Origin of the sequence: Streptomyces sp. NPDC048192, assembly GCF_043202415.1 — a bacterium.
Lineage (GTDB): Bacteria > Actinomycetota > Actinomycetes > Streptomycetales > Streptomycetaceae > Streptomyces.
The window spans coordinates 97697-124186 of sequence record NZ_JBIDAL010000022.1 but is presented as its reverse complement, the minus strand read 5'-3'; the positions used below and the strand labels follow the sequence as shown (position 1 = coordinate 124186).

Below are 26490 nucleotides of genomic sequence, written 5' to 3'. Positions count from 1 at the left end.
AATTGATCGGCTTGTCGTACTAATTCCTTCCCGGTCTCGTGCGACCTTGGCGGCGCTGTCGGTGCAAGCCCGGCGCATCAGCAGAAAACAGCCCACGTCAGCGATTGCCGAGAGAAGGAAGAAGGTGGGCGGAAGATGGCCGCCACCCAGAGGATCGCCGTCGGCGTCTTGGTCGCCGCCGCCTGTGCCTCGCCGCTCGCCGGTTGTGCGACCGGCTCCCACACCTCCCCCTCCCGCGGTTCTCATGGTGCGAAGCAGGCCGCGCCCGGCCCGCAGCAGGGGGTGCCGGCGCCGGGCAGCGTGCTTCGGCTGATCGGCGACGGATCCACCGCGTACACCGGCTCGCAGCCTCATCTGCCCAGACCCGAGCGGCTGAGGCCGGGTCAGAGACCGCCGCAGTTCGTGGTGTTCTCCTGGGACGGCGCGGGCGAGGACGGCCAGGAGCTGTTCTCGCGCTTTCGCCAGGTCGCCAAGGAGAACCACGCGACCATGACGTACTTCCTCAGCGGCGTGTACCTGCTGCCGAAGGAGAAGCGCGACCTGTACAAGCCGCCCCGGCACTCGCCCGGCAGCTCCGACATCGGCTTCAACGACGAGAAGGGGATCGCCGACACCGTCGAGCAGGCCCGGTTGGCCTGGCTGGAGGGCAACGAGATCGGCACCCACTTCAACGGCCACTTCTGCGGGCCCGACGGCGGGGTGGGCACCTGGACGGTGGAGGAGTGGAAGAGCGAGATCGCCCAGGCCAAGCAGTTCGTGAAGTCCTGGAAGACCAACACCGGCATGACGAAGTCGGCGCCGCTGCCCTTCGATTACGACAAGGAGCTGATCGGCGCGCGCACCCCCTGCCTGGAGGGCCGGAAGAACTTCGTCGAGGCGGCCCGCGAACTGGGCTTCCGGTACGACTCCAGCGGGGTGAACGAGCAGGTCTGGCCCAGGAAGAAGCAGGGCCTGTGGGACCTGTCGATGCAGATGGTGCCGTTTCCCGGACACACCTACGAGCAGGTGACCATGGACTACAACTTCATGGTCAACCAGTCCGGCACCCGCACCCAGGGCGACCCGGACAAGTTCCGGTACTGGGGCGACCAGATGCGCGACGGCCTGGTCAAGGGCTTCTACCGGGCCTACGACGGCAACCGCGCGCCGCTGGTCATCGGCAACCACTTCGAGTCCTGGAACGGCGGCACGTACATGCGCGCCGTCGAGGAGACGGTGAAGGAGGTCTGCAACAAGCCCGACGTGCGCTGTGTCTCCTTCCATCAGCTGGCCGACTGGCTGGACGCCCAGGATCCGCGGGTCCTGGAGAAACTGCGCACCCTCCAGGTGGGCGAGGCCCCCAGGCAGGGCTGGGCGTCCTTCCTCTCCGGCCGCCCGGCTCCGGCGCCGAAGGGCGTGCCCGGGGCGCCGGCGGTCCGGCCGTAGCCGCCGGCACGAGCCGGCCCGTGAGCCGTGAGGGCGCGCGCCGGCCGCGGGCGGTGTCCGGGCAGCGGCCGTCACACCGCTGTCGTGGCTTCCGCGCCGAGGCTCTCGCCGAGCACGAAGGCGGGGTCGATCTGGGCCGCCAGGTCGGCCCCGGTGCGTTCGTTGCCCCACGCCTCGGCGTTCTTCAGGTGGAAGTGCACCATCTGCCGGGTGTAGCGCTCCCAGTCGCGGTGCTCGTACGTGGCGTCCGCCGCGGCCCGCAGGGTGTGCAGGGCGCGGGCGTTGGCCTCTTCCAGCAGGTCGAAGCGGGGCGGCCGGCCCTTCTCCATGGCGCGCACCCAGTCCGAGCGGCCGACGGTCACCAGCAGGTCGTCCCCGACCTCCGCGCGCAGGAAGTCGATGTCGTCCTGCTCCTGGACCTTGTTGCCGACGACCTTCAGGGCGACGCCGAAGTCGCGGGCGTACTCCTTGTACTGGCGGTAGACGGAGACCCCCTTCCGGGTCGGTTCGGCGACGAGGAACGTCATGTCGAAGCGGGTGAACATGCCGGAGGCGAAGGAGTCCGAACCCGCCGTCATGTCGACCACGACGTACTCGTCGGGGCCGTCGACGAGGTGGTTCAGGAACAGCTCCACCGCTCCCGTCTTGGAGTGGTAGCAGGCGACCCCCAGGTCGGCGTCCGTGAAGGGGCCGGTGACCATCAAACGGACGGCGCCGCCGTCGAGTTCCACCGGCCGCGCGCAGGCGTCGTAGACCGGATTCGGCTCCCGCACCCGGACCAGCCGCGACCCCTCGCCGGGCGGAGTCGTCTTGATCATCTGGGCGGGGGAGGGGATCCGCGGGTTGCTGCCGCGCAGGTACTCCTTGATCAGGCCCAGCCGTTCGCCCATGGCGGGCAGCGCGGCGGCCTGCGTCTCCTCGAGGCCGAGCGCCGGTCCGAGGTGCTGGTTGATGTCCGCGTCGATGGCGACCACCGGGGCGCCGGCGGCCGCGAGGTGGCGGATGAAGAGGGAGGAGAGCGTGGTCTTGCCACTGCCGCCCTTCCCGACGAAAGCAATTTTCATGTTCACCAAGAGTAGTCAGATGATGGCTGTGCGTGCGGGGAGGGAGTGAAGAAGACCACTCCTTCGAGGGGTCGGCCGATGGGGTGCGTAGGGTCGTACTCATGAGTACGACTGGCGCGAACGCCGACCCGCTCGCGGCCCTGGGCTCGCTGCCCGGAGTCGCCGAATCCGTGGAGTCCGTGCGCAAGGCCGTGGACCGGGTCTACGGGCACCGGATCATGCGGCGGCGCAGCACCGAGATCACCTCCGAGGCCGCGCTGCGCGGAGCCCGCGGCTCCGCCGCACTGTCCGGCGCCGACTGGGCCCTGGAGGAGGTGCGGCGGCGCACCGACTTCGGCGGCGACGCTCAGGCGCGCGTCATGGGCGCCGCGCTCAGACTGTCGGCGGAGGCCGGACAGCTGCTGTCCATCTGGCGGCAGTCACCCCTCAGGGTGCTGGCCCGGCTGCACGTGGTGGCCGCGGCGGCCCAGGGCGACGAGGTCGGCAGGCCGCGCCAGGCCGGCGAGCCGGTGGACGAGCCGCTGGTCGAGCTGCCGCTGCCGGACGCCCGGGAGGTCTCGGGGCGGCTGGAGGGGCTCGCCGAGCTGATCATCGCCGGGACGTCGGCTCCCGCGCTGGTGACGGCGGCCGTGGTGCACGGCGAGCTGCTCGCGCTGCGGCCCTTCGTGTCCCACAACGGGCTGGTCGCGCGCACTGCCGAGCGGATCGTGCTGATCGGCAGCGGCTTGGACCCGAAGGCGGTCTGCCCCGCCGAGGTCGGCCATGCCGAGCTGGGCCGCGCCGCCTATCTGGCCGCGCTGGAGGGATACGTCTCCGGCACCCCCGAGGGCATGGCGGCCTGGATCGCGCACTGCGGCAGGGCGGTCGAACTGGGGGCGCGCGAGTCGACGGCCGTGTGCGAGGCGCTGCAGCGCGGCGCGGCCTGAGGGGCGCCCGGAACAGCCCCCGACGTGGGTTGCGGCGGTACGAGTTCTCGTACCGCCGCTGGCATGTTCACCGAGTTACCATGCGTCCTCGATATGCGCCCATCAGGTCGGGGACTTTGCCCGTCACCTGGTGCGGCTGGCCCGTAATCGACGGGTCGACGTCGCGTGGGTGCCCGGTGTCCATGCGGGGTCCGTGGGGCCACTGCGTAGTGGTAGGGGATCCTCTCGGATGTCCTGTGGTCTCGCGGGCCTAAGGCTTTTGTACCGCGCGCCGCGAAGAAGCGAAAGCCCTGGCTGCCGTTCTTTACTTTCAGGTTCAAACGGGGGTGAATCGGGCGCCCTTCGTGGGGGTGCGCCCGCTCAGGCGGTACTCCGGCGCCGGCTGGCGTACCAGACGAGGCCCGCGGTCGCGGCCGCCGCTGTTATGGCCGCCGCGACCAGCGCCGGACGGGGCGGCACGGAGAGCGCGGGCAGTCGCTTCTTCAGCGGGACCGGCCGGCGGAACTCCAGAACCGGCCACCCGCGCGCGAGTGCCTCCCGGCGCAGCGCGCGGTCCGGGTTCACCGCGTGCGGATGTCCGACGGCCTGGAGCATGGGCAGATCGGTCGCCGAGTCGCTGTAGGCGTAGCAGCGGTCGAGGTCGTAGCCCTCGGACACGGCCAGTTCCCGGATCGCCTCCGCCTTGGTCGGACCGTAGGCGTAGTACTCCACCTCCCCGGTGAAACAGCCGTCCGCGCCGACGACCATGCGCGTGGCCACCACCCGGTCCGCGCCCAGCAGTTCGCCGATCGGCTCGACCACCTCGGCGCCCGAGGTCGACACGATCACCACGTCCCGGCCGGCCGCGTGGTGCTCCTCGATGAGGGAGGCGGCCTCGTCGTAGATGATCGGGTCGATCAGGTCGTGCAGGGTCTCGGCGACGATCTGCCGCACCTGCTGCACGTTCCAGCCGCGGACCAGCGTCGACAGGTACTCGCGCATGCGCTCCATCTGGTCGTGGTCCAGGCCGCCGGCCAGGAAGACGAACTGGGCGTATGCGGTGCGCAGTGCGGCCCTGCGGTTGATCAGCCCGCCTTGGTAGAAGGACTTGCCGAAGGTGAGCGTGCTCGACTTCGCAATGACCGTCTTGTCCAGATCGAAGAAGGCTGCCGCGCGGGGCGAGGAGTGGTTTTCCACGCCCCTGAGCATAGGCGCAGCCCATTCGGCGTAAGGTGGGCGCGTGGGTTTGCCTGAGAGGGCTCTCGGGTACACCATGGAAGTCACGGATCGTTCGCGACCGTGCTAACCCGGTCCGACTCCTCCCCCCCCGAGTCGGCCGTGGAGACGACCCCCGCTCTCCCCCCCGGCGGGGGTCGTCGCATGTCCGGACGGGTTTTCTCCGCTCTCCCCTTTTCCCGCGCGGCCGTGGCGCCGGTACGGCTGCCCCGTGGCCGCCGCTCGCGCACGCACAAGATCCGTTACTGCGGGTAATCATCGCGCTGCTCTGTGGAACTCGCACAGGGATCGGTACAGAGGTCACCGGTATGGGTGACGGCGATATTCACAGCCGCCGAGTTGTCCACAGATTTCGACCAAGATCCACATGATTTCGCGGATCGCTGCACCGTGATTCCAGCGCGCTCGGCCGGGGCGAGTTCATGGCCGGTTCCGATTGCCGCAGCGCCTATGACCGGTTTCCGCCGGCCGCTCATATGGGAGGCCGCTTGCCGGTTCTTCACACCTTTGGGAATCGCGTGGCCGCGGGGGCCACGCGGACCACGCAGCGAAGGGGGAACACCCGTGACCGCAGCCGTCACCCACGACCCGCCGCCCGGCGCCTCCGACCCGCCGGGCCGGCCCCTCATCCTCACCGAGGACGCCGAGCTCCTCGACGACCTGCTGCGCCTGTGCGCAGCCGCCGGCGCCACCCCCGAGGTCCACCACGGCATCCCCGAACACGGCGACGGCTGGGACACGGCCCCGCTCGTGCTCGTCGGCGACGACGCCGTCCGCCGGGTCGGCGGGGCCACACGCCGGCGCGGCGTGGTGCTGGTCGGCCGTGACCAGGACGACCCGGGGGTGTGGCAGCGCGCCGTCGAGATCGGCGCCGACCACGTCCTGATGCTGCCCGACGGCGAACAGTGGCTCGTCGACCGGATCGCCGACGTCGCCGAGGGAGCCGGCCGCCCGGCCCTCACCGTCGGAGTGATCGGCGGCCGGGGCGGGGCCGGCGCCTCCACGCTCGCGTGCGCGCTCGCCGTCACCTCCGCGCGCGAGGGACTGCGCACCCTCCTCGTGGACGCCGATCCGCTCGGCGGCGGACTCGACGTACTCCTCGGCGGGGAGAGCGCCGACGGGCTGCGCTGGCCGGCCTTCGCCGCCTCCCGCGGCCGGGTCGGCGGCGGCGCCCTGGAGGAGTCGCTGCCCGAACTGCACTCCCTGCGCGTGCTCAGCTGGGACCGCGGCGACTGCGTCGCCGTCCCGCCGCAGGCGGTGCGCGCGGTGCTCGCCGCCGCCCGGCGGCGCGGCGGCACGGTCGTGGTGGACCTGCCCCGCCGCCTCGACGACGGAGTGGCCGAAGTCCTCGCCCAGCTCGACCTCGCGCTGCTCGTCGTCCCCGCCGAACTGCGGGCGCTCGCCGCCGCCGGGCGTGTCGCCTCCGCCGTGGGCATGGTCGTGCGCGATCTGCGCGTGGCGGTGCGCGGGCCGTACGCACCCGGGCTGGACGACCAGGAGGTGGCCCGGCTGCTCGGCCTGCCGCTGGCCGGAGAGGTGCCGGTCGAACCGGCGCTGCAGCGCCCCCACGGCGGCGCGAAACCGCCCGGCGCGACCGGACGCGGCCCGCTCGCCCGCTTCTGCGCGACCTTCTGGGAGCGGGCGCTGGCCGAGGCCGGAGGCGCCCGATGACCCTCCCCGGGCTCGACCGCGCGGACGGCGCCGCCCTGCTCGACGGCGTCCGGCGCCGGCTGGCCGAGAGCGGCGCCGAGCCCACCCCGGCGCGCGTGGCCCAGGCCCTGCGCGAACAGGGCCGGGTGCTCGGCGACGCCGAAGTCCTCGGCGCCGCCCGGCAGCTGAGGTCCGAACTCGTCGGCGCGGGCCCGCTGGAGCCGCTGCTCGCCGACCCCGACGTCACCGACGTCTTGGTGTCCGCACCGGACCGGGTGTGGGTCGACCGCGGCGGCGGCCTGGAGCGGGCCCCGGTGACCTTCCCCGACGCGGCGGCCGTACGACGCCTCGCCCAGCGGCTCGCCGCCGTGGCCGGACGCCGGCTGGACGACGCCCGGCCGTGGGCGGACGCCCGGCTGCCCGACGGCACCCGGCTGCACGCGGTGCTTCCTCCGGTCGCCGTCGGCTGCACCTGCCTGGCCCTGCGGGTCGTACGGCCCCGGGCGTTCACGCTGAATGAGCTCGTCGAGGCCGGCACCGTCCCGCCCGGCGGCGACCGCGTCCTCAGGGCGCTGCTCGCGGCCCGGCTGTCCTTCCTCGTCAGCGGCGGCACGGGAAGCGGCAAGACGACCCTGCTCAGCGCCCTGCTGAGCCTGGCCGGACCGGGTGAGCGGCTCGTGCTCGCCGAGGACTCGGCCGAGCTGCGGCCGGACCATCCGCACGTCGTACGGCTGGAGACCCGGCCCGCCAACCAGGAGGGCGCCGGCCTGGTCACCCTGGAGGACCTCGTCCGGCAGGCGCTGCGGATGCGGCCCGACCGGCTGGTCGTCGGAGAGGTCCGCGGACCGGAGGTCGTGCACCTGCTCGCGGCCCTCAACACCGGTCATGAGGGCGGCTGTTGCACGGTCCACGCCAACGCCGCCGCGGACGTCCCGGCACGCCTCGAGGCGCTGGCCACGGCCGCCGGGCTGGACCGGGCCGCGCTGCACAGCCAGCTGGCCGCCGCGCTCTCCGTCGTCCTGCATCTCGTACGGGACCGGTCCGGGCGGCGCCGGATCGCCGAGGTGCACGTCCTGGAGCGGGACGCCTCGGGGCTGGTCCGGACCGTGCCGGCCCTGCGCTGGGGCGAGCGGGCCTTCGCGCGGGAGCGGGGCTGGGAGCGGCTGAGGGACCTGCTCGGGGCCGCGGGCGGGTTCGCGGAGGAGTTCGAGGACGAGTTCGGGGCGGGACCGCGGGCGAGTTCAGGAGCGGGTTCGAGGGTGGGGAGTGGCGGAAGTGATCGGTGAGACCTTCCTGAGTGGCGCGCTGATCTGTCTGGGCGCGCTGGCGTGGCTGCTGGGCGAGCGGCACTGCGGAATGCGGCGGGCGAGGCTGCTGCTCGCGGGTGGTGGCGTGGTGGCGACCGGCCCTCCCCGCGTGGAGCGCGCCCTCGGCTGCCTGCGGCGGACGAGGAGCCGATGGGGCTCCGAGTGGTGGGCGCTCGCCGCCGGTCTGCTGCTCGGACTGGTGGGGGCCTCGCTGCTTCCGGTCGTCGCGGGGGCGGCCGGGGTGCCGGTGCTGCGCCGGGTACGGCTGGCCCGGCAGGCCCGCCGCGTCCGACAGCGCCGGGCGGACGCGGTGATCGCCCTGTGCGGGGCGCTCGCCGGGGAGGTGCGCGCCGGACGGCAGCCGGGCGAGGCGTTGCTGCGGGCGGCGCAGGACTCCGGCGGGCTCGGCGAGGCGCAGGCGGCCGTGGTCGCGGCGGCGCGGTTCGGCGGGGACGTGCCCGGCGCGCTCGCCGCGGCGGCCAGGCAGCCGGGCGCCGAGGGCCTGCTCGGCCTGGCCGCGTGCTGGCGGGTGGCCGTGGACCAGGGCGCCGGACTCGCGGCCGGCCTGGACCGGCTGGAGGCCGCCCTGCGTGCCGACCGGGACCAATGGGCGGACCTGCACGCCCAGTTGGCAGGTGCCCGAGCGACCGCAGTGCTCCTCGCCGTGCTCCCTGCCCTCGGTCTCCTCCTCGGCACGGCCATGGGCGCGGCCCCCCTCCACGTCCTGCTCCACACCGGCGCCGGCCTCGGCTGCCTGGCGATCGGGTCCGCCTTCGAGATCGCCGGCCTGTGGTGGGCCGGGCGGATCGTACGCGGAGCGGGGGCCGGGTGAGTGGGGGCCTGGTGGGTGGGGGCTGTGCGGACTGTGCGGGGAGAGCGGACGGTATGAGCGGGGAAGTTGTCCACAGGCTGGGGATGGTCGGGGTTCTTGCATCGGCCCTCGGCTGGGCGGTTCTGCGGCTGGACCTGGTCCGGCGGCGGCGCCGGGCGCGGCGGCGGGTGGCCGAGCTGCTGGGGTCACAAGTGCCGGCGGGTCGACCGCGGTTCGCGGCCGCGGGCGCGGTGCGGCGGTGGCCGGCCCCCGCCATGGCGGCGTGCGGAGTGTGGGTGCTGGTCGGCGGGGTGACCGGAGCCGCGCTGGGGCTGGGCGCCGGAGCCGTGCTGTGGCGGTGGTGGAGCCGGCAACTGGCCTCCGGGCGGACTGAACCGGTCGATACGGCCGAAGCGGTACGGCAACTTCCGCTGGCCGCCGATCCGTTGGCCGCCTGTGTCGCCGCCGGCGCCGGTCCCGTGATCGCCGCGCAGGCGGTGGGTGAGGCGCTCGGCGGGCCGGTCGGTCAGGCGCTGGCGCGGGGTGCGGCCGAGGTGCGGCTGGGCGGTGAACCGGCGGGCGCCTGGCATCGGTTGGCCGAACTGCCCGGCGCCGGGGCGCTGGCGCGGCTGCTGGAGCGGGCCGACGAATCGGGGCTCCCGGCGGCAGGGCCGGCGGCCCGTCTCGCCTCCGACGCACGCGCCCACTGGACCCGCGCGGCGACGGCCCGCGCCCGGCGGGCAGGCGTGCTGATCTCCGCGCCGGTGGGTCTGTGCTTCCTGCCCGCCTTCATCGCGGTCGGCGTGCTGCCCGTCGTGATCGGACTGGCGGGCGGGGTGACGGGAGGCAGATGAGACGGAGGGGAGCCGACGAGATCGCGGCGAGCCGCGAAGCAAGGAAAGAACGACAGACCGAAGACCACTGAACTTCACGGGGGTTGGAATGCGCAAGCACAGGAAGATCGAGGAAATGACGGCGCGGCTGCGGCGGAAGGGCCGCGAGGACGCCGGAATGGTGACGTCCGAGTACGCGATGGGGATCATCGCGGCCGTCGGGTTCGCGGTGCTGCTCTACGAGGTCGTCACCAGCGGCCAGGTCCGGGGCGAACTGCAGGACATCGTGAAGAAGGCCCTCAGTGCGCGGATGTGAGCGAGGCGGGGACCGGGGGTTCGTGACCGCGGAGGCGGCCGTGGTGCTGTGCGTACTGGTGGCCTTCACGATGGCGCTGGTCTGGGGACTGCTCCTGGTGTCCGCCCAGATCCGGTGCGTGGACGCCGCCCGCATCGGCGCCCGGGCCGCCGCCCGGCAGGATCCCGCCGACGCGGTGATCACGGTGACCCGGGAGGCGGCGCCGCGCGGGGCGCGGGTGGCGGTGAGACGGGAGGGCGGCCAGGTGCGGGTGACGGTGGTGGCCAGGCCGCCGGTGCTGAGCGGACTGCCGTTCGAACTCCGGGAGGAGGCCGTCGCACCGGTCGAGGAGACGGCGCCGACGGGGGAGGCGGGACAGTGAGGCAGGGGCATGCGCTCCGCACGCTCGCCGTGACGAGGAGCCGGGGGCACGGCTGCTTAAGACACGGCGACCAGGGTTACGCCACCGTCTGGAGCCTGGGGGCGATGGCGGTGCTGTGCCTGGTGTTCGGCGCCGTGCTGGCGCTCGGGCAGGCCGTCGTCGTCCGGCACCGGGCGGCCGGGGGCGCGGACCTGGCGGCGCTCGCGGCGGCGGCCCACTGGGACGAGGGCGGCACGGCGGCCTGCGCGCGGGCCGAGCGGGTGGCGGCGGCCCAGGGGGTACGGCTGGTGCGGTGCACGGTCGCCGGCGAGATCTCGGACGTGACGGCGGCCTCGGGAGAGGGGCCGTTCACAGCGGAGGCGAGGGCGAGGGCGGGCCCGTCGGGGCCGGTACCGGAGAGATCCGCGCCGGCCGGCCCCAGGCCCGGAGGAGGACCGGTGCCGGCCGGACCGGTGCAGGCCGGCCCCGTCGACCACGGGACGCCGTCAGGATGAGGCACCCGCTCAGGCCCCGGTCGCCGGCCCCCGTGTCGGCTCGGGCGTCTGCGATTCGGCCGTTTCCTCCACCGTTTCCTCCTCCGGTTTCTCATCCGGCGCTCCCCGCAGCAGCACCGTGAGGAGCCGTACCGCCCCCCTCTTGTGCAGTGGGTCGTTGCCGTTGCCGCACTTGGGGGACTGGATGCAGGACGGGCAGCCGGCCTCGCACTCGCAGGAGGCGATGGCCTCGCGGGTCGCGGTGAGCCAGGCGCGGGCGGTGCGGAAGGCGCGCTCGGCGAAGCCCGCCCCGCCCGGGTGGCCGTCATACACGAAGACCGTGGGCAGCAGGGTGTCCGGGTGCAGCGGCACGGACACGCCGCCGATGTCCCAGCGGTCGCAGGTCGCGAAGAGGGGGAGCATGCCGATGGAGGCGTGTTCGGCGGCGTGCAGGGAGCCGCCGAGGATCTCCGGGTTGATCCGGGCCTCGTCCAGCTGGTCGTCGGTGACCGTCCACCACACCGCGCGGGTGCGCAGCGTACGAGGAGGGAGGTCGAGTTTGGTCTCACCGAGCACTTCGCCGGTGATGAGGCGTCTGCGCAGGTAGGAGACGACCTGGTTGGTGACCTCCACCGAGCCGTAGCAGAGGCGGCCGGCGCCCCAGGGGATCTCGGTGTCGGTCTCCAGGATGGAGATGGAGGTGGTGTCGCGGGCGACCGTGGAGTACGGCGGGTCGGTCTGTTCGACCAGGGCGACCGATTCCTCCAGGTCCAGCCGGCGTACCAGGTAGGTGCGGCCCTGGTGGAGGTGGACCGCGCCCTCGTGGACCGCGGAGTGCGCGGCGCCCGCGTCGACCGTGCCGAGCAGGCGGCCGGTGCCGGACTCGACGACCTGCACCGGGCGCCCGCCCGCGCCCCGGATGTCGGTCAGGTCGGCGGCCCGCTCCCGGCGCGTCCAGTGCCAGGCCTTCGTCCGCCGGCGCAGCAGCTTCGCGGCCTCCAGCTGCGGCAGCACGTCCGCGCAGGCCGGGCCGAAGAGGTCCAGGTCGTCCTCGGTCAGCGGGAGTTCCGCGGCGGCGGCGCACAGGTGCGGGGCGAGGACGTAAGGGTTGTCGGGGTCGAGGACCGTCGATTCCACCGGCTGGTCGAACAGGGCCTCGGGGTGGTGGACGAGGAAGGTGTCCAGCGGGTCGTCGCGGGCCACCAGCACCGCCAGCGCGCCCTGCCCGGAGCGGCCCGCACGGCCCGCCTGCTGCCACAGGGACGCCCGGGTGCCCGGATAGCCGGCGATGACCACCGCGTCCAGGCCGGAGACGTCCACGCCCAGCTCCAGGGCCGTCGTGGCGGCGAGCCCGAGGAGTTCGCCGGAGTGCAGGGCCCGCTCCAGGGCGCGGCGCTCCTCGGGGAGGTAGCCGCCCCGGTAGGCCGCGACACGCCGGACCAGGGAGCGGTCGACGTCGGCGATCTTCTCCTTGGCGATGACCGAGATCAGCTCGGCGCCGCGCCGGGACCGCACGAAGGCCACCGAGCGGACGCCCTGCACCGTGAGGTCGGTCAGCAGGTCGGCGGTCTCGGCGGTGGCGGTACGCCGCACGGGTGCGCCCTTCTCGCCGTGCAGCTCGGTGAGCGGGGGCTCCCAGAGGGCGAAGACGAGTTCGCCGCGCGGGGAGGCGTCGTCGGCGACCTCGGTCACCGGCAGGCCGGTCAGCCGGCGGGCGGCGACGGCGGGCTCGGCGGCGGTCGCCGAGGCCAGCAGGAAGACGGGCGAGGCGCCGTAGCGGGCGCACAGGCGGCGCAGCCGGCGCAGCACCTGGGCGACGTGCGAGCCGAACACGCCCCGGTAGGTGTGGCACTCGTCGATGACGACGTACTTCAGCGACTTCAGGAAGGAGGACCAGCGCGGGTGGGACGGGAGTATTCCGCGGTGCAGCATGTCGGGGTTGGTCAGGACGTAGTTGGCGTACTGGCGGATCCACTCCCGTTCCTCGAAGGGGGTGTCGCCGTCGTACACGGCCGGGCGTACCGCGGTGCCCAGCGGCTGTGAAAGTTCCTTCACCGACCGGCACTGGTCCGCCGCAAGCGCCTTGGTGGGGGCCAGGTACAGCGCGGTGGCCCCTCGGCCGTTCGGAGCCTCGGCGCCGTCCAGAAGGGTGGACAGGACGGGCACCAGGTAGGCCAGGGACTTGCCGGAGGCGGTGCCGGTGGCGACGACCACCGAGTCGCCGTCCAGGGCGTGCTCGGCGGCCAGCGCCTGGTGCGCCCAGGGATGCTCGATGCCGCACGCCTGGACGGCCGCGATCACCTCGGAGCGAATCCGGTGAGGCCAGACGGCATGGCGGCCCGCGCGCGGGGGCAAGTGCTCCGTATGGGTGATGCGCGCAGCCCGGCTCGGCCCGGAGGCGAGCCGGTCCAGGACCGTCCCCGGGGACGGGCGCGATGCCGGGTCCGCCGGGGATCGATCGGATCGGTGATTCTTGGCCATCGGCACCGAGTGTGTCACTGGCGTGACGGACAATGGAGCCAAGGCGTCGTGCACGCCTGCCGGTAAGTGATTGAATGCCATCGCGGCTGGCGATGCGTCCCGGGGGCCGCCGAGGTGTCCCGAGGGGCGACCGCTCGATAGCAAGGTGCTGGAGGATCCGTGGACCTGTCCCTGTCGACCCGTACCGTCGGCGATCGTACGGTCGTCGAGGTCGGTGGCGAAATCGATGTATACACCGCGCCGAAGCTGCGCGAGCAGCTGGTCGAGCTGGTGAACGACGGCAATTTCCACCTCGTCGTCGACATGGAGGGCGTGGACTTCCTCGACTCCACCGGACTCGGCGTGCTGGTCGGCGGCCTGAAGCGGGTGCGTGCCCATGAGGGCTCGCTGCGCCTGGTCTGCAACCAGGAGCGCATTCTCAAGATCTTCCGTATCACCGGCCTCACCAAGGTGTTCCCGATCCACACCTCGGTCGAGGAAGCGGTGGCGGCCACCGACTGACCCCGGACCGGTCACCGGCGCCCGGCTCCCGTGCGAGTCCGGACGTCGGCCGGTCCCGTCCGGCCCGTAGCGTTCGCGGCCGGCGCGTCGACCCATTCCGTCCCGGGCCCCCGAGCGGCCCGGGGCACAGAAGCACAGCAGGGGGTGCGGGCTCTCGGCGGCCCCGCCCCCGACCGCACGCCCGTAGTCGCGAGGGGGATGCATGGCCACCGTCGAACTCCGCTTCAGCGCGCTGCCGGAGCACGTCCGGACCGCCCGCCTGGTGGCGGCCGCGGTGGCACGCAGGGCCGGGGTGGACGAGGCCGTCCTGGACGAGGTCCGGCTCGCCGTGGGCGAGGCCTGCTCGCGTGCCGTCGGACTGCATCAGAGCAGCGGGATCACCGCGCCCGTGAAGGTGGCGCTGATCGAAGAGGAGAAACAGTTCTCCATCGAGGTCGGCGACGAGGCGCCGCACGCCGCGCCGGGCGGCGCGCCCGGCGGGCAGGACGGCGACGCGGAGGTCGAGGAGGACGAGATGGGCCTCGCGGTCATCAGCGGCCTCGTCGACGACGTCCAGGTCACCACCGGACACGACGGCGGTCTGATCCGCATGACCTGGCCCACCGCACCACCGGCCACGACGCTCGTCTGAAGCGCCGTAGCACCACGTCACGAGGGCCCTGCCGAGCAGGGCCCTCGGTGTTTTTCCGCCCGTCCGGCGGACCGCCCTCAATTCGTGAAGAAATTCACGATCATTGCCAATGGCTTGAGGGCATTACTCCATTCGGGTTGTCCGGCCAGATCTCGATCATTTGCCGATGAGTCGCCGGAGGCTAATTCCGTTTACCGCGCCCTGTTTAGATCACACTGAGGTACCTAGAATCCCCACATCTTGAGCTCAGCCCAAGCGTCAAGGAGGACGAATGGCGGGGCTTTCTACCCCTCAATCGGGTCACCTCACATCCCTCGCGGCCGCAGTCCTGACCGACGACAACCGGATCATCGTGGCCGTCATCGCGGCGGTCGCCCTGGCCGCGCTGGTGGTCGCGGGGATCCTGGTGCGCCAGGTGCTGGCAGCCGGCGAGGGCACCGACAGCATGAAGCGGATCGCCGAGGCGGTCCAGGAAGGCGCGAAGGCGTATCTCGCGCGCCAGTTGCGCACGCTCGGCGTATTCGCCGTCGTCGTGTTCTTCCTGCTCATGCTGCTGCCCGCGGACGACTGGAATCAGCGTGCCGGACGCTCGGTGTTCTTCCTGATCGGCGCCGCGTTCTCGGCGGCCACCGGCTATATCGGCATGTGGCTCGCCGTGCGCAGCAATGTGCGCGTCGCCGCGGCCGCCCGCGAAGCCACCCCGGGGCCCGGCGAACCGCAAAAGGATCTCACCACCGTCTCGCACACCGCGATGAAGATCGCATTTCGTACGGGCGGCGTCGTCGGCATGTTCACGGTGGGGCTCGGCCTGCTGGGCGCCTCCTGCGTGGTGCTGGTGTACGCGGCCGACGCTCCGAAGGTGCTGGAGGGCTTCGGCCTCGGCGCCGCCCTGATCGCCATGTTCATGCGTGTGGGCGGCGGCATCTTCACCAAGGCCGCCGACGTCGGCGCCGACCTGGTCGGCAAGGTCGAGCAGGGCATTCCGGAGGACGATCCGCGCAATGCCGCGACCATCGCCGACAACGTGGGCGACAACGTCGGCGACTGTGCGGGCATGGCGGCCGACCTGTTCGAGTCGTACGCCGTGACCCTGGTGGCCGCCCTGATCCTGGGCAAGGCCGCCTTCGGCAACTCCGGCCTCGCCTTCCCGCTGCTGGTGCCCGCGATCGGCGTCCTCACGGCGATGATCGGCATCTTCGCGGTCGCCCCGCGGCGCGCCGACCGCAGCGGCATGACGGCGATCAACCGCGGCTTCTTCATCTCCGCGGTGATCTCCCTCGCGCTGGTCGCGATCGCGGTCTTCGTCTACCTGCCGTCGAAGTACTCGGCCCTCAAGGGCGTCTCCGACGCGGCGATCAGGGCCAAGGACGGCGATCCGCGGATCCTCGCCCTGGTCGCGGTGGCCATCGGCATCCTGCTCGCCGCCGTCATCCAGCAGCTGACCGGCTACTTCACCGAGACCAGCCGCCGCCCGGTCAGGGACATCGGCAAGACGTCCCTGACCGGACCGGCCACGGTCGTGCTGTCCGGCATCTCGGTGGGCCTGGAATCCGCCGTCTACACCGCGCTGCTCATCGGGCTCGGCGTGTACGGCGCGTTCCTGCTCGGCGGTACGTCGATCATGCTGGCGCTGTTCGCGGTGGCGCTGGCCGGCACCGGTCTGCTCACCACGGTCGGCGTGATCGTCGCCATGGACACCTTCGGCCCCGTCTCCGACAACGCGCAGGGCATCGCCGAGATGTCCGGCGACGTGGAGGGCGCGGGCGCGCAGGTGCTCACCAACCTGGACGCGGTCGGCAACACGACCAAGGCCATCACCAAGGGCATCGCCATCGCCACCGCCGTGCTCGCCGCGTCGGCGCTGTTCGGGTCGTACCGCGACGCGATCACCACCAACGTGCAGGACGTCGGCGAGAAGCTCACCGGGCCGGGGGCGCCGCTCAGCCTGTCCCTGGACATCTCGCAGCCCAGCAACCTCGTCGGCCTCATCGCGGGCGCCGCGGTCGTCTTCCTCTTCTCCGGACTGGCCATCAACGCCGTGTCGCGGTCGGCCGGTTCGGTGGTGTTCGAGGTGCGGCGGCAGTTCCGTGAGAAGCCCGGGATCATGGACTTCACCGAGAAGCCCGAGTACGGCAAGGTCGTCGACATCTGCACCAAGGACGCCCTGCGGGAGCTGGCCACGCCCGGTCTGCTCGCCGTGATGGCGCCCATCTTCGTCGGGTTCACGCTCGGCGTCGGCTCGCTCGGCTCCTATCTCGCCGGCGCGATCGGCGCGGGCACGCTGATGGCGGTGTTCCTGGCCAACTCCGGCGGCGCCTGGGACAACGCCAAGAAGCTGGTGGAGGACGGCCACCACGGCGGCAAGGGCAGCGAGGCCCATGCGGCCACGGTGATCGGCGACACCGTCGGCGACCCCTTCAAGGACACCGCGGGCCCGGCGATCAACCCGCTGCTGAAGGTCATGAATCTGGTGTCGCTGCTGATCGCGCCCGCGGTCATCAAGTTCTCCTACGGCAGCGACAAGAACCTGGGCGTGCGGATCGGGGTCGCGATCCTCGCCCTGGCCGTGATCGTCGTCGCGGTGTACGTCTCCAAGCGGCGCGGAATCGCCGTCGGCGACGACGACAGTGCCGAACGGGTCTCCAACTCACCGAACACGGCGGTGGTTTCCTGACCCTTCCGGAAAGTTCCTGCTCAACGGCCGGGTGGGCGGCGCGTGCTGACGCGTCGCCCGCCCGCCGCCGTCCGCGGGCCGCCCGAGGTCTTCTGTGGGCTCGCCCACGTGGTGAGCCTTCTCTCTCATGGTGTAAAGCATCACAAAGGGCGCCTTGGGGGCGTACGGGGTGCGGAGGGTGTGCGTCCGCCGTGTAGGGTCCGTGGGCCGAGAGCCATGGAAGGGACCAATCCGGTGAACAAGAAGCTCACGGCCGCACTGTCCGGCGGTGCGGTACTGGTGGTGGCGCTGACGGGATGCAGCAGCGGCGGCGGTGACAAGGGGCCCGACCCCAAGCTGGTCGCCTGGGCCAAGTCGGTGTGCGACGCGGTGCCCGCTCAGGACGCGAAGATCAAGGCGGCGAACGCGGCGATCAGCACGACGGCCGCGGACACCGCCAAGCCCGAGACGCTCCAGAAGACGGACTCGCAGGCCTTCCAGGACATGGCCGACGGCTACAAGGCGATAGCCACCGCCGTGAAGGGCGCGGGAGCGCCCCCCGGCGTGAACGACGGCGCCCAGCGGCTGCGGGACGTCGTGAACAGCTTCGACGGCCTGTCCGCCTCCTACGCCGACCTGAAGAAGCAGGTCGACGCGCTGGACACCAAGGACCAGGCCAAGTTCGCCTCCGGGCTGCACGACATCGCCGTGAAGATGACCGACCTGGAGAAGCAGCACCAGAGCGGCACCGCCGCGCTGGAGAAGCTCCAGCAGGGCGACGTCAAGGACGCCATCGCCCAGCAGGCCAGCTGCAAGAAGGTCGCGGCGACGGCCTCGGCGGCGTCCTCCGCGTCGCCGTCGGCGGGCTGACCGGACACTCCGCAGAGCCACCGGGCAGGGCGCCCCCCCCACCGGCAGGAGGCAGGCAGCAGGCGTGCTCAGGCCGCCCGCGTCAGGTGCCGCGGGTCACAATGGGGGCGTGACTGACACCGGACTCGCTTCCCTGCCCGCTTCCGACCGGCCCGACATCGCCGCGCGCCTGCGGGACGCGCTGCTGGCCGCCTCGTTCACCGCCGACGGGCTGCTCGACCTGCTCGGCGCCCCCGCGTACGCGGCGCTGGCCCGCAGCGAGACCGTGCCCGCCCTGCGGGCGACCCGTGGCGACGCCCCGCTGGAGACGCTCGTACGGCTGTTCCTGCTCCAGCAGCCGGTGCCGTACGCGCGCGTGGCGGCCGTGCTGCCGGCCGAGGAGGCCGTGGAAGCCGGGTGGCTCACGCGCGTGGGCGGCGACGAGGTGGCCGCGACCGTGGACGTACGACCCTACGGCGGCCCCGGCGGCGAGGACTGGTTCATCGTCTCCGACCTGGGCTGCGCGGTCGGCGGGGCGGGCGGCATCGGACAGCGCGACGAGGGCGTCGTCCTGGGCGTCGGCGGCGCCTCCACGACCCTCGCCGGCATCACCGTCCGCACGCCGGTCGCTTCCGCGCTGGACCTGGGCACCGGCTCCGGGATCCAGGCGCTGCACGCCGCCCAGCACGCCACGCGCGTCACGGCGACCGACCTCAACCCGCGCGCCCTGCACATCACCGGGCTCACCCTCGCGCTCTCCGGCGCGCCCGCCGCCGACCTGCGCGAGGGGTCCCTGTTCGAGCCGGTCCGCGACGACGAGACCTTCGACCTGATCGTCTCCAACCCGCCGTTCGTCATCTCGCCCGGCGCTCGCCTCACCTACCGGGACGGCGGGATGGGCGGGGACGATCTGTGCCGCTCGCTCGTTCAGCAGGCGGGGGAACGGCTGAACGAGGGCGGGTTCGCGCAGTTCCTCGCCAACTGGCAGCACGTGGCAGGGGAGGACTGGCAGGACAGACTCAGGTCGTGGGTGCCCCGCGGGTGCGATGCCTGGATCGTGCAGCGCGAGGTGCAGGACGTCACGCAGTACGCCGAGCTGTGGCTGAGGGACGCCGGTGACCACCGCGGGGACCCGGCGGAGTACCAGGCGCGGTACGACGCCTGGCTCGACGAGTTCGAGGCGCGCAAGGTCAAGGCGGTCGGCTTCGGCTGGATCACCCTGCGCCGGACGGGTTCCGCCGAGCCCGTCGTCACGGTGGAGGAGTGGCCGCACCCGGTCGAGCAGCCCCTCGGGGACACGATCCGGGCGCACTTCGAGCGCCTGGACTATCTCCGGGACCACGACGACGCGGCGCTGCTCGACAGCCGCTTCAGGCTCACCGCAGAGGTGGTCCAGGAGCAGGTCGGGCTGCCCGGCGCCGAGGACCCGGAGCATGTGGTGCTGCGCCAGCACCGGGGGATGCGCCGGGCCACGAAGGTGGACACGGTCGGCGCCGGGTTCGCGGGCGTCTGCGACGGCACGCTGAGCGCGGGCCGCATCCTGGACGCCATCGCCCAGCTCGTGGGCGAGGACCCGGTCGTCCTCCGCGACCGGACGCCCGCCCAGATCCGCCTGCTGGTGGAACAGGGCTTCCTGGAGCCGGTGCGCTGAGCCGGCCGGGCACGGGCCGGCCTCCCGAGGTGAGGTCTGCGACGGCCTGCGCCGCCTGGGGCAGGCCGCGTACCCGTGCCGTCGTAGCCGCACCGGGACGACGTCATGGCCCGCGCCCGGATCGTCGTCGTACGCCGGTGCGACACCTCGGCGCGCACGGCGGCGCCCGGCGTGACGCCGCCCGCGCACGCCGGTGGCGTGCGCCCCGAGATACCGGCGCGGACCGGCGGCATGCGCCCTGAGACGCCGGCGCCCGGAAAACGGCCGGAAAAATATGGCGCCACGCCCACTCGGGGAGTTTTTCGGGTCTGTGTTCGATATCACCGGTGGCTCTTCGTTCACCGTGACGTCGCCCGCGCGTCGCTCGCCCGTGCCAGTCTCGCGGCGCGACAGGGCCGGACGGCACGAAAGGGCGGGCGGGGGATGGACAGCGGGCCGGCGATCTTCACGGGAACGGTGTTCGCCCTGTTCGGAGGCGCCTTGCTGGCCTGGACCGGCACCCGCCTCAGGCGCCGCGCGCCGGTGGCCCACGGTGTGAACCCCATCGCATCCGCGGCGCTCGCGAGCGTGGCCGGGGCCGGTGCGCTCGCCCTCGGCGTGTACTGCCTCACGCGGCTCTGACATCGGCGGGCGCATGATGGCGTCCGTGCGGCGAGAGTAAGGGGAGCACCACGCTCCGGACATGCCGCGCGTGGGTACCCGGCAGTCCGGGCGGCAGGAATGCCGGTAGTCGGGTTACCGTTCGAGTGGCCGTTGCGGGCTTTTCCCGTTTGACACGGGGGCGGGATGTACCGTCACACTCCGCAGCGTCACACGTGCCAGCAGTACGCCGCGACCCCGGGACCAAGGCCTGGGGAGGCCCAAGCGTCGACCGGAGAGAAGAGCGAAGTTGTCCCCGACCAGCGAGACCGCACAGGGCGGCCGCCGACTCGTCATCGTCGAGTCGCCTGCCAAGGCGAAGACGATCAAGGGCTACCTCGGCCCCGGCTACGTAGTCGAGGCGAGCGTCGGGCACATCCGCGACCTCCCCAACGGCGCCGCGGAGGTGCCGGAGAAGTACACCGGCGACGTCCGCCGTCTCGGTGTGGACGTAGACCATGACTTCCAGCCGATCTATGTGATCAACGCTGACAAGAAGGCGCAGGTCAAGAAGCTCAAGGACCTGCTGAAGGACTCCGACGAGCTCTTCCTCGCCACCGACGAGGACCGGGAGGGCGAGGCGATCGCCTGGCACCTCCAGGAGGTCCTCAAGCCGAAGATCCCGGTCAAGCGGATGGTCTTCCACGAGATCACCAAGGACGCGATCCGCGAGGCCGTCGCCAACCCGCGCCAGCTCAACAAGAAGCTGGTCGACGCCCAGGAGACCCGCCGCATCCTCGACCGCCTGTACGGCTACGAGGTCTCGCCGGTCCTGTGGAAGAAGGTCATGCCCCGGCTGTCGGCCGGCCGTGTCCAGTCCGTCGCCACACGGCTCGTGGTCGAGCGGGAGCGCGAGCGCATCGCCTTCCGTTCCGCCGAGTACTGGGATCTGACGGGCACTTTCGCGACCGGCCGCGCGGGAGACCCGTCGGACCCGTCGTCGCTGGTCGCCCGCCTGCAGACCGTCGAGGGCAGGCGGATCGCGCAGGGCCGCGACTTCGACTCGGTCGGACGGCTCAAGAGCGAGAACACCCTGCACCTCGACGAGGCGACCGCCCGCGCCCTCGCCGCCGCTCTGGAGAACACCCGCTTCTCCGTGCGCTCCGTCGAGTCCAAGCCGTACCGCCGCTCGCCGTACGCCCCCTTCCGTACGACGACGCTGCAGCAGGAGGCCAGCCGCAAGCTCGGCTTCGGCGCCAAGGCGACCATGCAGATCGCCCAGAAGCTGTACGAGAACGGCTACATCACGTACATGCGTACGGACTCCACCACGCTGAGCGACACGGCGATCGCGGCGGCCCGCGCGCAGGTCACCCAGCTCTACGGCGTCGACTACCTCCCGCCGCAGCCGCGCACGTACGCCGCCAAGGTCAAGAACGCGCAGGAGGCCCACGAGGCGATCCGCCCCTCGGGCGACCGTTTCCGCACTCCCGCCGAGACCGGCCTGACCGGCGACCAGTTCAAGCTGTACGAGCTGATCTGGAAGCGGACCGTCGCCTCCCAGATGAAGGACGCGACCGGCAACAGCGTGACGGTGAGGATCGGCGGCACCGCCGCCGACGGCCGGGACGTCGAGTTCAGCGCCTCCGGCAAGACGATCACCTTCCACGGCTTCCTGAAGGCCTACGTGGAGGGCGCCGACGACCCGAACGCCGAGCTGGACGACCGCGAGCGCCGGCTGCCGCAGGTCGCCGAGGGCGACGCGCTGTCCGCCGAGGAGATCACGGCAGACGGCCACGCCACCAAGCCCCCGGCCCGCTACACCGAGGCCTCCCTCGTCAAGGAGCTGGAAGAGCGCGAGATCGGCCGCCCGTCGACGTACGCGTCGATCATCGGCACGATCCTCGACCGCGGCTACGTCTTCAAGAAGGGCACCGCCCTGGTGCCGTCCTTCCTGTCCTTTGCCGTGGTCAACCTCCTGGAGAAGCACTTCGGGCGGCTCGTCGACTACGACTTCACCGCCAGGATGGAGGACGACCTCGACCGCATCGCCGCCGGTCAGGCCCAGGCCGTGCCGTGGCTGAAGCGCTTCTACTTCGGCGAGGGACACAACGGCGTCGGCGACGCGGCCGATGCCGGCAACGGCGACGGGGACCACCTCGGCGGTCTCAAGGAGCTGGTGACCGACCTGGGCGCGATCGACGCCCGCGAGGTGTCGTCGTTCCCGGTGGGCAACGACATCGTGCTCCGCGTGGGCCGTTTCGGTCCCTACATCGAGCGCGGCGAGAAGGACACCGAGGAGCACCAGCGCGCCGACATCCCGGCCGACCTCGCGCCGGACGAGCTGACCGTCGAGCTGGCCGAGAAGCTGCTGGCCGAGCCCAGCGGCGACCGCGAGCTGGGCGCCGACCCGGCCACCGGCCACACGATCGTCGCCAAGAAGGGCCGCTACGGCCCCTACGTCACCGAGGTCCTCCCCGAGGGCACCCCGAAGACCGGCAAGAACGCGGTCAAGCCGCGCACGGCGTCGCTGTTCAAGTCGATGTCGCTCGACACGGTGACGCTCGACGACGCCCTGAAGCTGATGTCGCTGCCGCGCGTCGTCGGCACCGACGCCGACGGCCAGGAGATCACCGCGCAGAACGGCCGCTACGGCCCGTACCTGAAGAAGGGCACGGACTCGCGCTCGCTGCAGTCCGAGGACCAGCTCTTCACGATCACGCTGGAGGAGGCGCAGGCGATCTACGCCCAGCCCAAGCAGCGCGGGCGCGCCGCCGCCAAGCCGCCGCTGAAGGAGCTGGGCGAGGACCCGGTCTCCGGCAAGCCGGTCGTGGTCAAGGACGGCCGCTTCGGTCCGTACGTCACCGACGGCGAGACCAACGCGACCCTGCGCTCCGGCGACAGCGTGGAGACGATCACCCCCGAGCGCGGCTTCGAACTGCTCGCCGAGAAGCGCGCGAAGGCCCCCGCCAAGAAGACGGCGAAGAAGGCCGCCACCAAGGCCCCGGCCAAGAAGACCGCCGCCAAGAAGACGGCGGCGAAGAAGACGGCGACGAGCGCTGCCGCGAAGAAGACGGCGGCCAAGAAGACCACCACCAAGAAGGCGACGGCCGCGAAGGCCACGGCTTCCGGCTCGGAGGACTGACGCCGCCGACGCGGGTGCCGCCGGTTCCTGGTGTTCCAGGGGCCGGCGGCGTTCTGTTCGAGGGGTGGCGAGGGTCGGCAGAGGGGCGGCAGAAGGCCGGCAGAGGGTCGGCTTGAGGGGGCGCACCAGGCCGGCACGCGCTCCGGACGGCGGCAGGGGGCCGTGGTCGGACCGCTTCGGCTTCGCAAGTGAACGCCTCCGCATCACTTTGGTGTCGGGGCGTGCACATGCCAGGAGAGGCGAGGTGTGGTGTCGGCGGCTGCGGATAGGCTGAACGCATGACGCGAGCCGAGCAGCCAACGGCCCCCACCACAGCTCCGGACGACGCCCTGGTCGCGGACTCCCGCGAGCGCGCCGTCCGTTCACTGCTGCGCCGCCCTCAGCTGAGGCGCCTGTGGAGCGCACAGCTGGTCAGCGGTGTCGGCGACACCCTCGCACTCCTCGTCCTGGTCGTCCTGGTCCTCCAGGCGGCGATCGCCCAGGGCGCCTTCGGAGGCGGATACCGGGGTGTCGCGTTCGCAGTGGCGACGGTCTTCGCGGCGCGGGTCCTCGCCGCTCTGCTCTTCGGCGCGGTCCTCCTCGGCCCCCTGAGCTCGCTCACCGCCCAGGAGGGCCCGCTCGACCGCCGCTGGACCATGGTCGGCGCCGACGGCGTGCGCGCCGCCCTGCTGATCGTCGCCCCCCTGTGGATCGACTGGACCCCGGACAACGCACCGGCCGTCCTCCTCGTCACCGCCTTCGTCACCGGCGTCGCCGAGCGCCTGTGGACGGTGTGCCGGGAGAGCGCGGCCCCGGCCCTGCTGCCCGGCCCGCCCCCGGAGGGCGCCACCGTACGGCCGCTGCCCGACCACATGGACGCCCTGCGCCGTCTGTCGCTGCGCACCGGTTTCGTCGCCGTCCCGCTGGCCGCCGCCGCGCTGGTCGTCGCCGGGCTGCTGAACAACCTCCTGGGCACCGGCGTGGCCTGGTTCGACCAGCACCACGCGGCCCTCGGGTCGTATGTGGCGGCCGGCCTGTTCGCGGCCTCCCTGTCGCTGCTGACCTTCCTCGAACTGCCCGCGGTGCGCACCCCCCGCGCGCGGTCCCCGCTGGAGGGCCTGCGCCGCCCGCGCACCGGCACCGGCGTGGACAAGGGCCGTACGGGCGCGATCCCGCTGCTCGTCCCGGCCTGCGCCGCCGTGGCCGGGGCCGTCGCGGCGGCCGTCTCGGTGTGCGTGCTGCACGCCACCGACCTGGGCGGCGGCCCGGTCCTGTACGGCCTGCTGGTGCTGGGCCTGACCGGCGGCGTCGCCGTCGGCATCCGTACGGCCCCCGCGGTGCTGCCCTCGCTCTCGCGCCGCCGGCTGCTCGCCCTGGCCATCGCCTTCACCGGTATCGCCCTGCTGGCCGCCGGACTGGTCCCGGACGTCACCACCGTCCTGCTGATCGTCACGCTGGCTGGCGTCACCGCGGGCGTGGCCGCGAACACCGGGCACGCCCTGCTCGACCAGGAGACCGAGGACTACCGCCGGGCCCGCGTCACCGAGCACCTGCACGCGGTCGTCCGGGTCTTCATAGCGCTCGGCGCCCTGATCGCGCCCGTCGTCGCCGGGCTCATCGGCCGGCACCGGCTGCAGAACGGCAGGTTCGTCTTCGCGCACGGCGGCGCCTCCTTCACCCTGATGCTCGTCGGCGCGCTGCTGCTGCCGGTGGCCGCGCTGGTGCTCGCCAAGGTCGACGACCGCTCCGGCATCCCGCTGCGCCAGGATCTGAGGGACGCGCTGCTCGGCGGCGACGATCCGGTCGAGGCACCGGCGACGAACGGTTTCTTCATCGCCCTGGAGGGCGGCGACGGCGCCGGCAAGTCCACCCAGGCCGAGGCGCTCGCCGAGTGGATCCGCGCCAAGGGCCACGAGGTCGTGCTCACCCGCGAGCCGGGGGCCACGCCCGTCGGCAAGCGGCTGCGCTCGATCCTGCTGGACGTGTCCTCGGCCGGCCTGTCCCACCGCGCGGAGGCGCTGCTGTACGCCGCCGACCGCGCCGAGCACGTCGACACCGTCGTACGGCCCGCCCTGGAGCGCGGCGCGGTGGTGATCTCCGACCGCTACATCGACTCGTCCGTCGCCTACCAGGGCGCCGGCCGCGACCTGTCCCCGACCGAGATCGCCCGCATCAACCGCTGGGCGACCAACGGGCTCGTCCCGAACCTGACCGTCCTGCTGGACGTCTCCCCGGAGACCGCCCGCGAGCGGTTCACCGAGGCCCCGGACCGTCTCGAGTCGGAGCCGGCGGAGTTCCACGCGCGCGTGCGGTCCGGTTTCCTCACGCTGGCCGCCGCCGACCCCGGCCGCTACCTGGTCGTGGACGCGGGCCAGGAGGCCGAGGCCGTCACGACCGTCATCCGGCACCGGCTGGACACCCTGCTCCCGCTGTCCGAGGCCGAGATCAAGGCCCAGGAGGAGGCGCGGCGCAAGGCCGAGGAGGAGGCCCGCCGCAAGGCCGAGGAGGAGGCCGCGCGCAAGGCCGAGGAGGAGCGCCTGGAGCGCGAGCGCCAGGAGGCGCTGGCCCGGCTTCGCGCCGAGGAGGAGGAACGCAAGCGCCGCGAGCTGGAGGAGGCGCAGCGCCGCGAGGCCGAACGGCAGGCCGAGGAAGCCCGGCAGCGGGCGGCGGAGGCGGCCCGGCGCGCGGAGGAGGAGCGGCAGCGGCTGCTCGCCGAGGAGAAGGCCCGCGCCGAGGAGGAGGCCCGCCGCAGGGACGAGGAGGAGCGGCGCCGCAAGCAGGCCGAGGAAGAGGCCCGGCTGCGCGCCGAGGAGGAGGCGCGGCGGCTGGAGGCGCAGCGCAAGGCCGAGGAGGCGCTGCTGCGTGCCGAGGAGGCCCGCAGGCAGGCGGCCGAGGCAGCGGCGGCGGCCGATACGGCGGCCCGCCGTTCCACGGCACCCCTGCCGCCCGCGCCGGGCGGGTTCCCGGACGCGGCGACGGTCCCGACGCCGGTGGTGTCGCCGGGCTCCGGCGAGCCTGCGGGCCGCGGCGCCGGCACGGACGAGACGACGGTGCTGCGTCCCGTGCGGGACGAGGCCGGCCGGCCCGAGGGGGACCGGGCGGAGGGTGCCCCGGCGCGCGAGTCCGGCAGCGACACCGAGGTGACGGCCGAGCTGCCGCAGCCGCAGGTCCCGGGCGCTGCCGACGAGACGGCGGTGCTGCCGCCCGTGGTCCCGGGTGCGGCGGACGAGACGGCGGTGCTGCCGCCGGTCGTTCCGGGTGCGGCGGACGAGACGGCCGTACTGCCGCGGGTTCCGGGTGCGGCGGACGAGACGGCCGTACTGCCGCCCGTGGGGAGTGGCGACCCGGCGGACCGGGTGCCGCCCGGCTTTTTCCGGGACGAGCGGTCCGCCGCGGGTCCCGACGGCTCCGAGGACCGTACGCGCGAGATGCCGCAGGTCGACGCCGACGGCGCCCCGCGCCGCCGGCCGCGCCCCGACTGGGCCGAGGAGACTCCGCTGGACGACCTGCCGTCGCTCGCGGACGAACTGCTGGGGTCGTACGACGAGCGGGAGTACGGCGGCCAGGACGAGGAGCAGGGCCGCAAGGGCCGCGGCGGCCGGGGCCGGCGCGGCTGACGCCACCGGCCTCCCGACGCTCG

20 protein-coding genes are annotated in these 26490 nt (G+C 72.9%); 17 read left to right on the top strand and 3 right to left on the bottom strand.

Features of this window, described 5'->3' with window-relative positions; translation table 11 throughout:
* Positions 1–135 precede the first annotated feature (135 nt).
* The gene (locus ACGFZN_RS35585) at positions 136–1425 is read left to right on the top strand and encodes a hypothetical protein (RefSeq protein ID WP_393862594.1); all 1290 of its coding nucleotides are present in this window, start codon (positions 136–138) and stop codon (positions 1423–1425) included.
* A gap of 71 nt (positions 1426–1496) precedes the next feature.
* Here ACGFZN_RS35585 and ACGFZN_RS35580 read toward each other — a convergent pair whose 3' ends face one another.
* Entirely contained in the window at positions 1497–2489 is a 993-nt protein-coding gene (locus ACGFZN_RS35580; protein ID WP_393862593.1) for an ATP-binding protein, read from the bottom strand.
* A 101-nt stretch (positions 2490–2590) separates the two neighbouring features.
* Between ACGFZN_RS35580 and ACGFZN_RS35575 the strand changes: the two genes are divergently transcribed.
* A complete protein-coding gene (locus tag ACGFZN_RS35575; RefSeq protein ID WP_393862592.1) occupies positions 2591–3415 on the top strand; it encodes an oxidoreductase in 825 nt (274 codons plus the stop codon).
* Between the two features lie 360 nt (positions 3416–3775).
* Here the strand turns inward: ACGFZN_RS35575 and ACGFZN_RS35570 are convergent, their stop codons facing one another.
* Positions 3776–4603 (bottom strand): HAD family hydrolase, encoded by an 828-nt coding sequence (locus tag ACGFZN_RS35570; protein ID WP_393862591.1) that lies wholly within the window; start codon positions 4601–4603, stop codon positions 3776–3778.
* Between the two features lie 591 nt (positions 4604–5194).
* Here ACGFZN_RS35570 and ssd point away from each other — a divergent pair.
* The 7 genes from ssd to ACGFZN_RS35535 all read left to right on the top strand — a co-directional run bounded on the left by ssd (position 5195) and on the right by ACGFZN_RS35535 (position 10402).
* Entirely contained in the window at positions 5195–6301 is a 1107-nt protein-coding gene (ssd, locus tag ACGFZN_RS35565) for a septum site-determining protein Ssd (protein ID WP_393862590.1), read from the top strand.
* Positions 6298–7566 (top strand): TadA family conjugal transfer-associated ATPase, encoded by a 1269-nt coding sequence (locus tag ACGFZN_RS35560; protein ID WP_393862589.1) that lies wholly within the window; start codon positions 6298–6300, stop codon positions 7564–7566. Before ssd ends, ACGFZN_RS35560 begins: the two co-directional genes overlap by 4 nt.
* Positions 7556–8419, top strand: a complete 864-nt coding sequence (locus ACGFZN_RS35555; protein ID WP_393862588.1) for a type II secretion system F family protein — start codon at positions 7556–7558, stop codon at positions 8417–8419. The genes ACGFZN_RS35560 and ACGFZN_RS35555 overlap by 11 nt, the downstream gene beginning before the upstream one ends.
* A 53-nt stretch (positions 8420–8472) precedes the next feature.
* Positions 8473–9252 carry a type II secretion system F family protein gene (locus tag ACGFZN_RS35550; RefSeq protein WP_393862587.1) on the top strand — a complete coding sequence of 260 codons (780 nt, stop codon included), beginning with the start codon at positions 8473–8475 and terminating at the stop codon, positions 9250–9252.
* Positions 9253–9340: 88 nt separating this feature from the next.
* On the top strand, positions 9341–9547 hold the full coding sequence (locus tag ACGFZN_RS35545; RefSeq protein WP_393862586.1) for a DUF4244 domain-containing protein: 207 nt from the start codon (positions 9341–9343) through the stop codon (positions 9545–9547).
* 22 nt (positions 9548–9569) lie between these two features.
* Positions 9570–9908, top strand: coding sequence for a TadE family type IV pilus minor pilin (locus ACGFZN_RS35540; RefSeq protein WP_393862585.1), 339 nt, complete (start codon positions 9570–9572; stop codon positions 9906–9908).
* Between the two features lie 104 nt (positions 9909–10012).
* A complete protein-coding gene (locus ACGFZN_RS35535; RefSeq protein WP_393862584.1) occupies positions 10013–10402 on the top strand; it encodes an Rv3654c family TadE-like protein in 390 nt (129 codons plus the stop codon).
* Positions 10403–10411: 9 nt separating this feature from the next.
* Here the strand turns inward: ACGFZN_RS35535 and ACGFZN_RS35530 are convergent, their stop codons facing one another.
* Positions 10412–12943: a DEAD/DEAH box helicase gene (locus ACGFZN_RS35530; RefSeq protein ID WP_393862583.1), complete on the bottom strand. Its 2532-nt coding sequence runs from the start codon at positions 12941–12943 to the stop codon at positions 10412–10414.
* 78 nt (positions 12944–13021) lie between these two features.
* Between ACGFZN_RS35530 and bldG the strand changes: the two genes are divergently transcribed.
* The 8 genes from bldG (at position 13022) to tmk (ending at position 26467) form a co-directional block, all read left to right on the top strand.
* A complete protein-coding gene (gene bldG, locus ACGFZN_RS35525) occupies positions 13022–13363 on the top strand; it encodes an anti-sigma factor antagonist BldG (RefSeq protein ID WP_010986038.1) in 342 nt (113 codons plus the stop codon).
* Between the two features lie 202 nt (positions 13364–13565).
* The gene (locus tag ACGFZN_RS35520; protein WP_330338630.1) at positions 13566–13994 is read left to right on the top strand and encodes an ATP-binding protein; all 429 of its coding nucleotides are present in this window, start codon (positions 13566–13568) and stop codon (positions 13992–13994) included.
* Between the two features lie 271 nt (positions 13995–14265).
* Positions 14266–16668 carry a sodium-translocating pyrophosphatase gene (locus ACGFZN_RS35515; RefSeq protein ID WP_393862582.1) on the top strand — a complete coding sequence of 801 codons (2403 nt, stop codon included), beginning with the start codon at positions 14266–14268 and terminating at the stop codon, positions 16666–16668.
* Positions 16669–16884: 216 nt separating this feature from the next.
* Entirely contained in the window at positions 16885–17517 is a 633-nt protein-coding gene (locus tag ACGFZN_RS35510) for a small secreted protein (RefSeq protein ID WP_393862581.1), read from the top strand.
* 109 nt (positions 17518–17626) lie between these two features.
* Complete coding sequence (locus ACGFZN_RS35505) at positions 17627–19147, top strand: methyltransferase (protein WP_393862580.1); 1521 nt, start codon at positions 17627–17629, stop codon at positions 19145–19147.
* Positions 19148–19570: 423 nt separating this feature from the next.
* On the top strand, positions 19571–19768 hold the full coding sequence (locus ACGFZN_RS35500; RefSeq protein WP_393862613.1) for a hypothetical protein: 198 nt from the start codon (positions 19571–19573) through the stop codon (positions 19766–19768).
* 268 nt (positions 19769–20036) lie between these two features.
* On the top strand, positions 20037–22871 hold the full coding sequence (gene topA, locus ACGFZN_RS35495) for a type I DNA topoisomerase (RefSeq protein WP_393862579.1): 2835 nt from the start codon (positions 20037–20039) through the stop codon (positions 22869–22871).
* Between the two features lie 278 nt (positions 22872–23149).
* On the top strand, positions 23150–26467 hold the full coding sequence (gene tmk / locus ACGFZN_RS35490) for a dTMP kinase (RefSeq protein WP_393862578.1): 3318 nt from the start codon (positions 23150–23152) through the stop codon (positions 26465–26467).
* Positions 26468–26490: the final 23 nt, after the last annotated feature.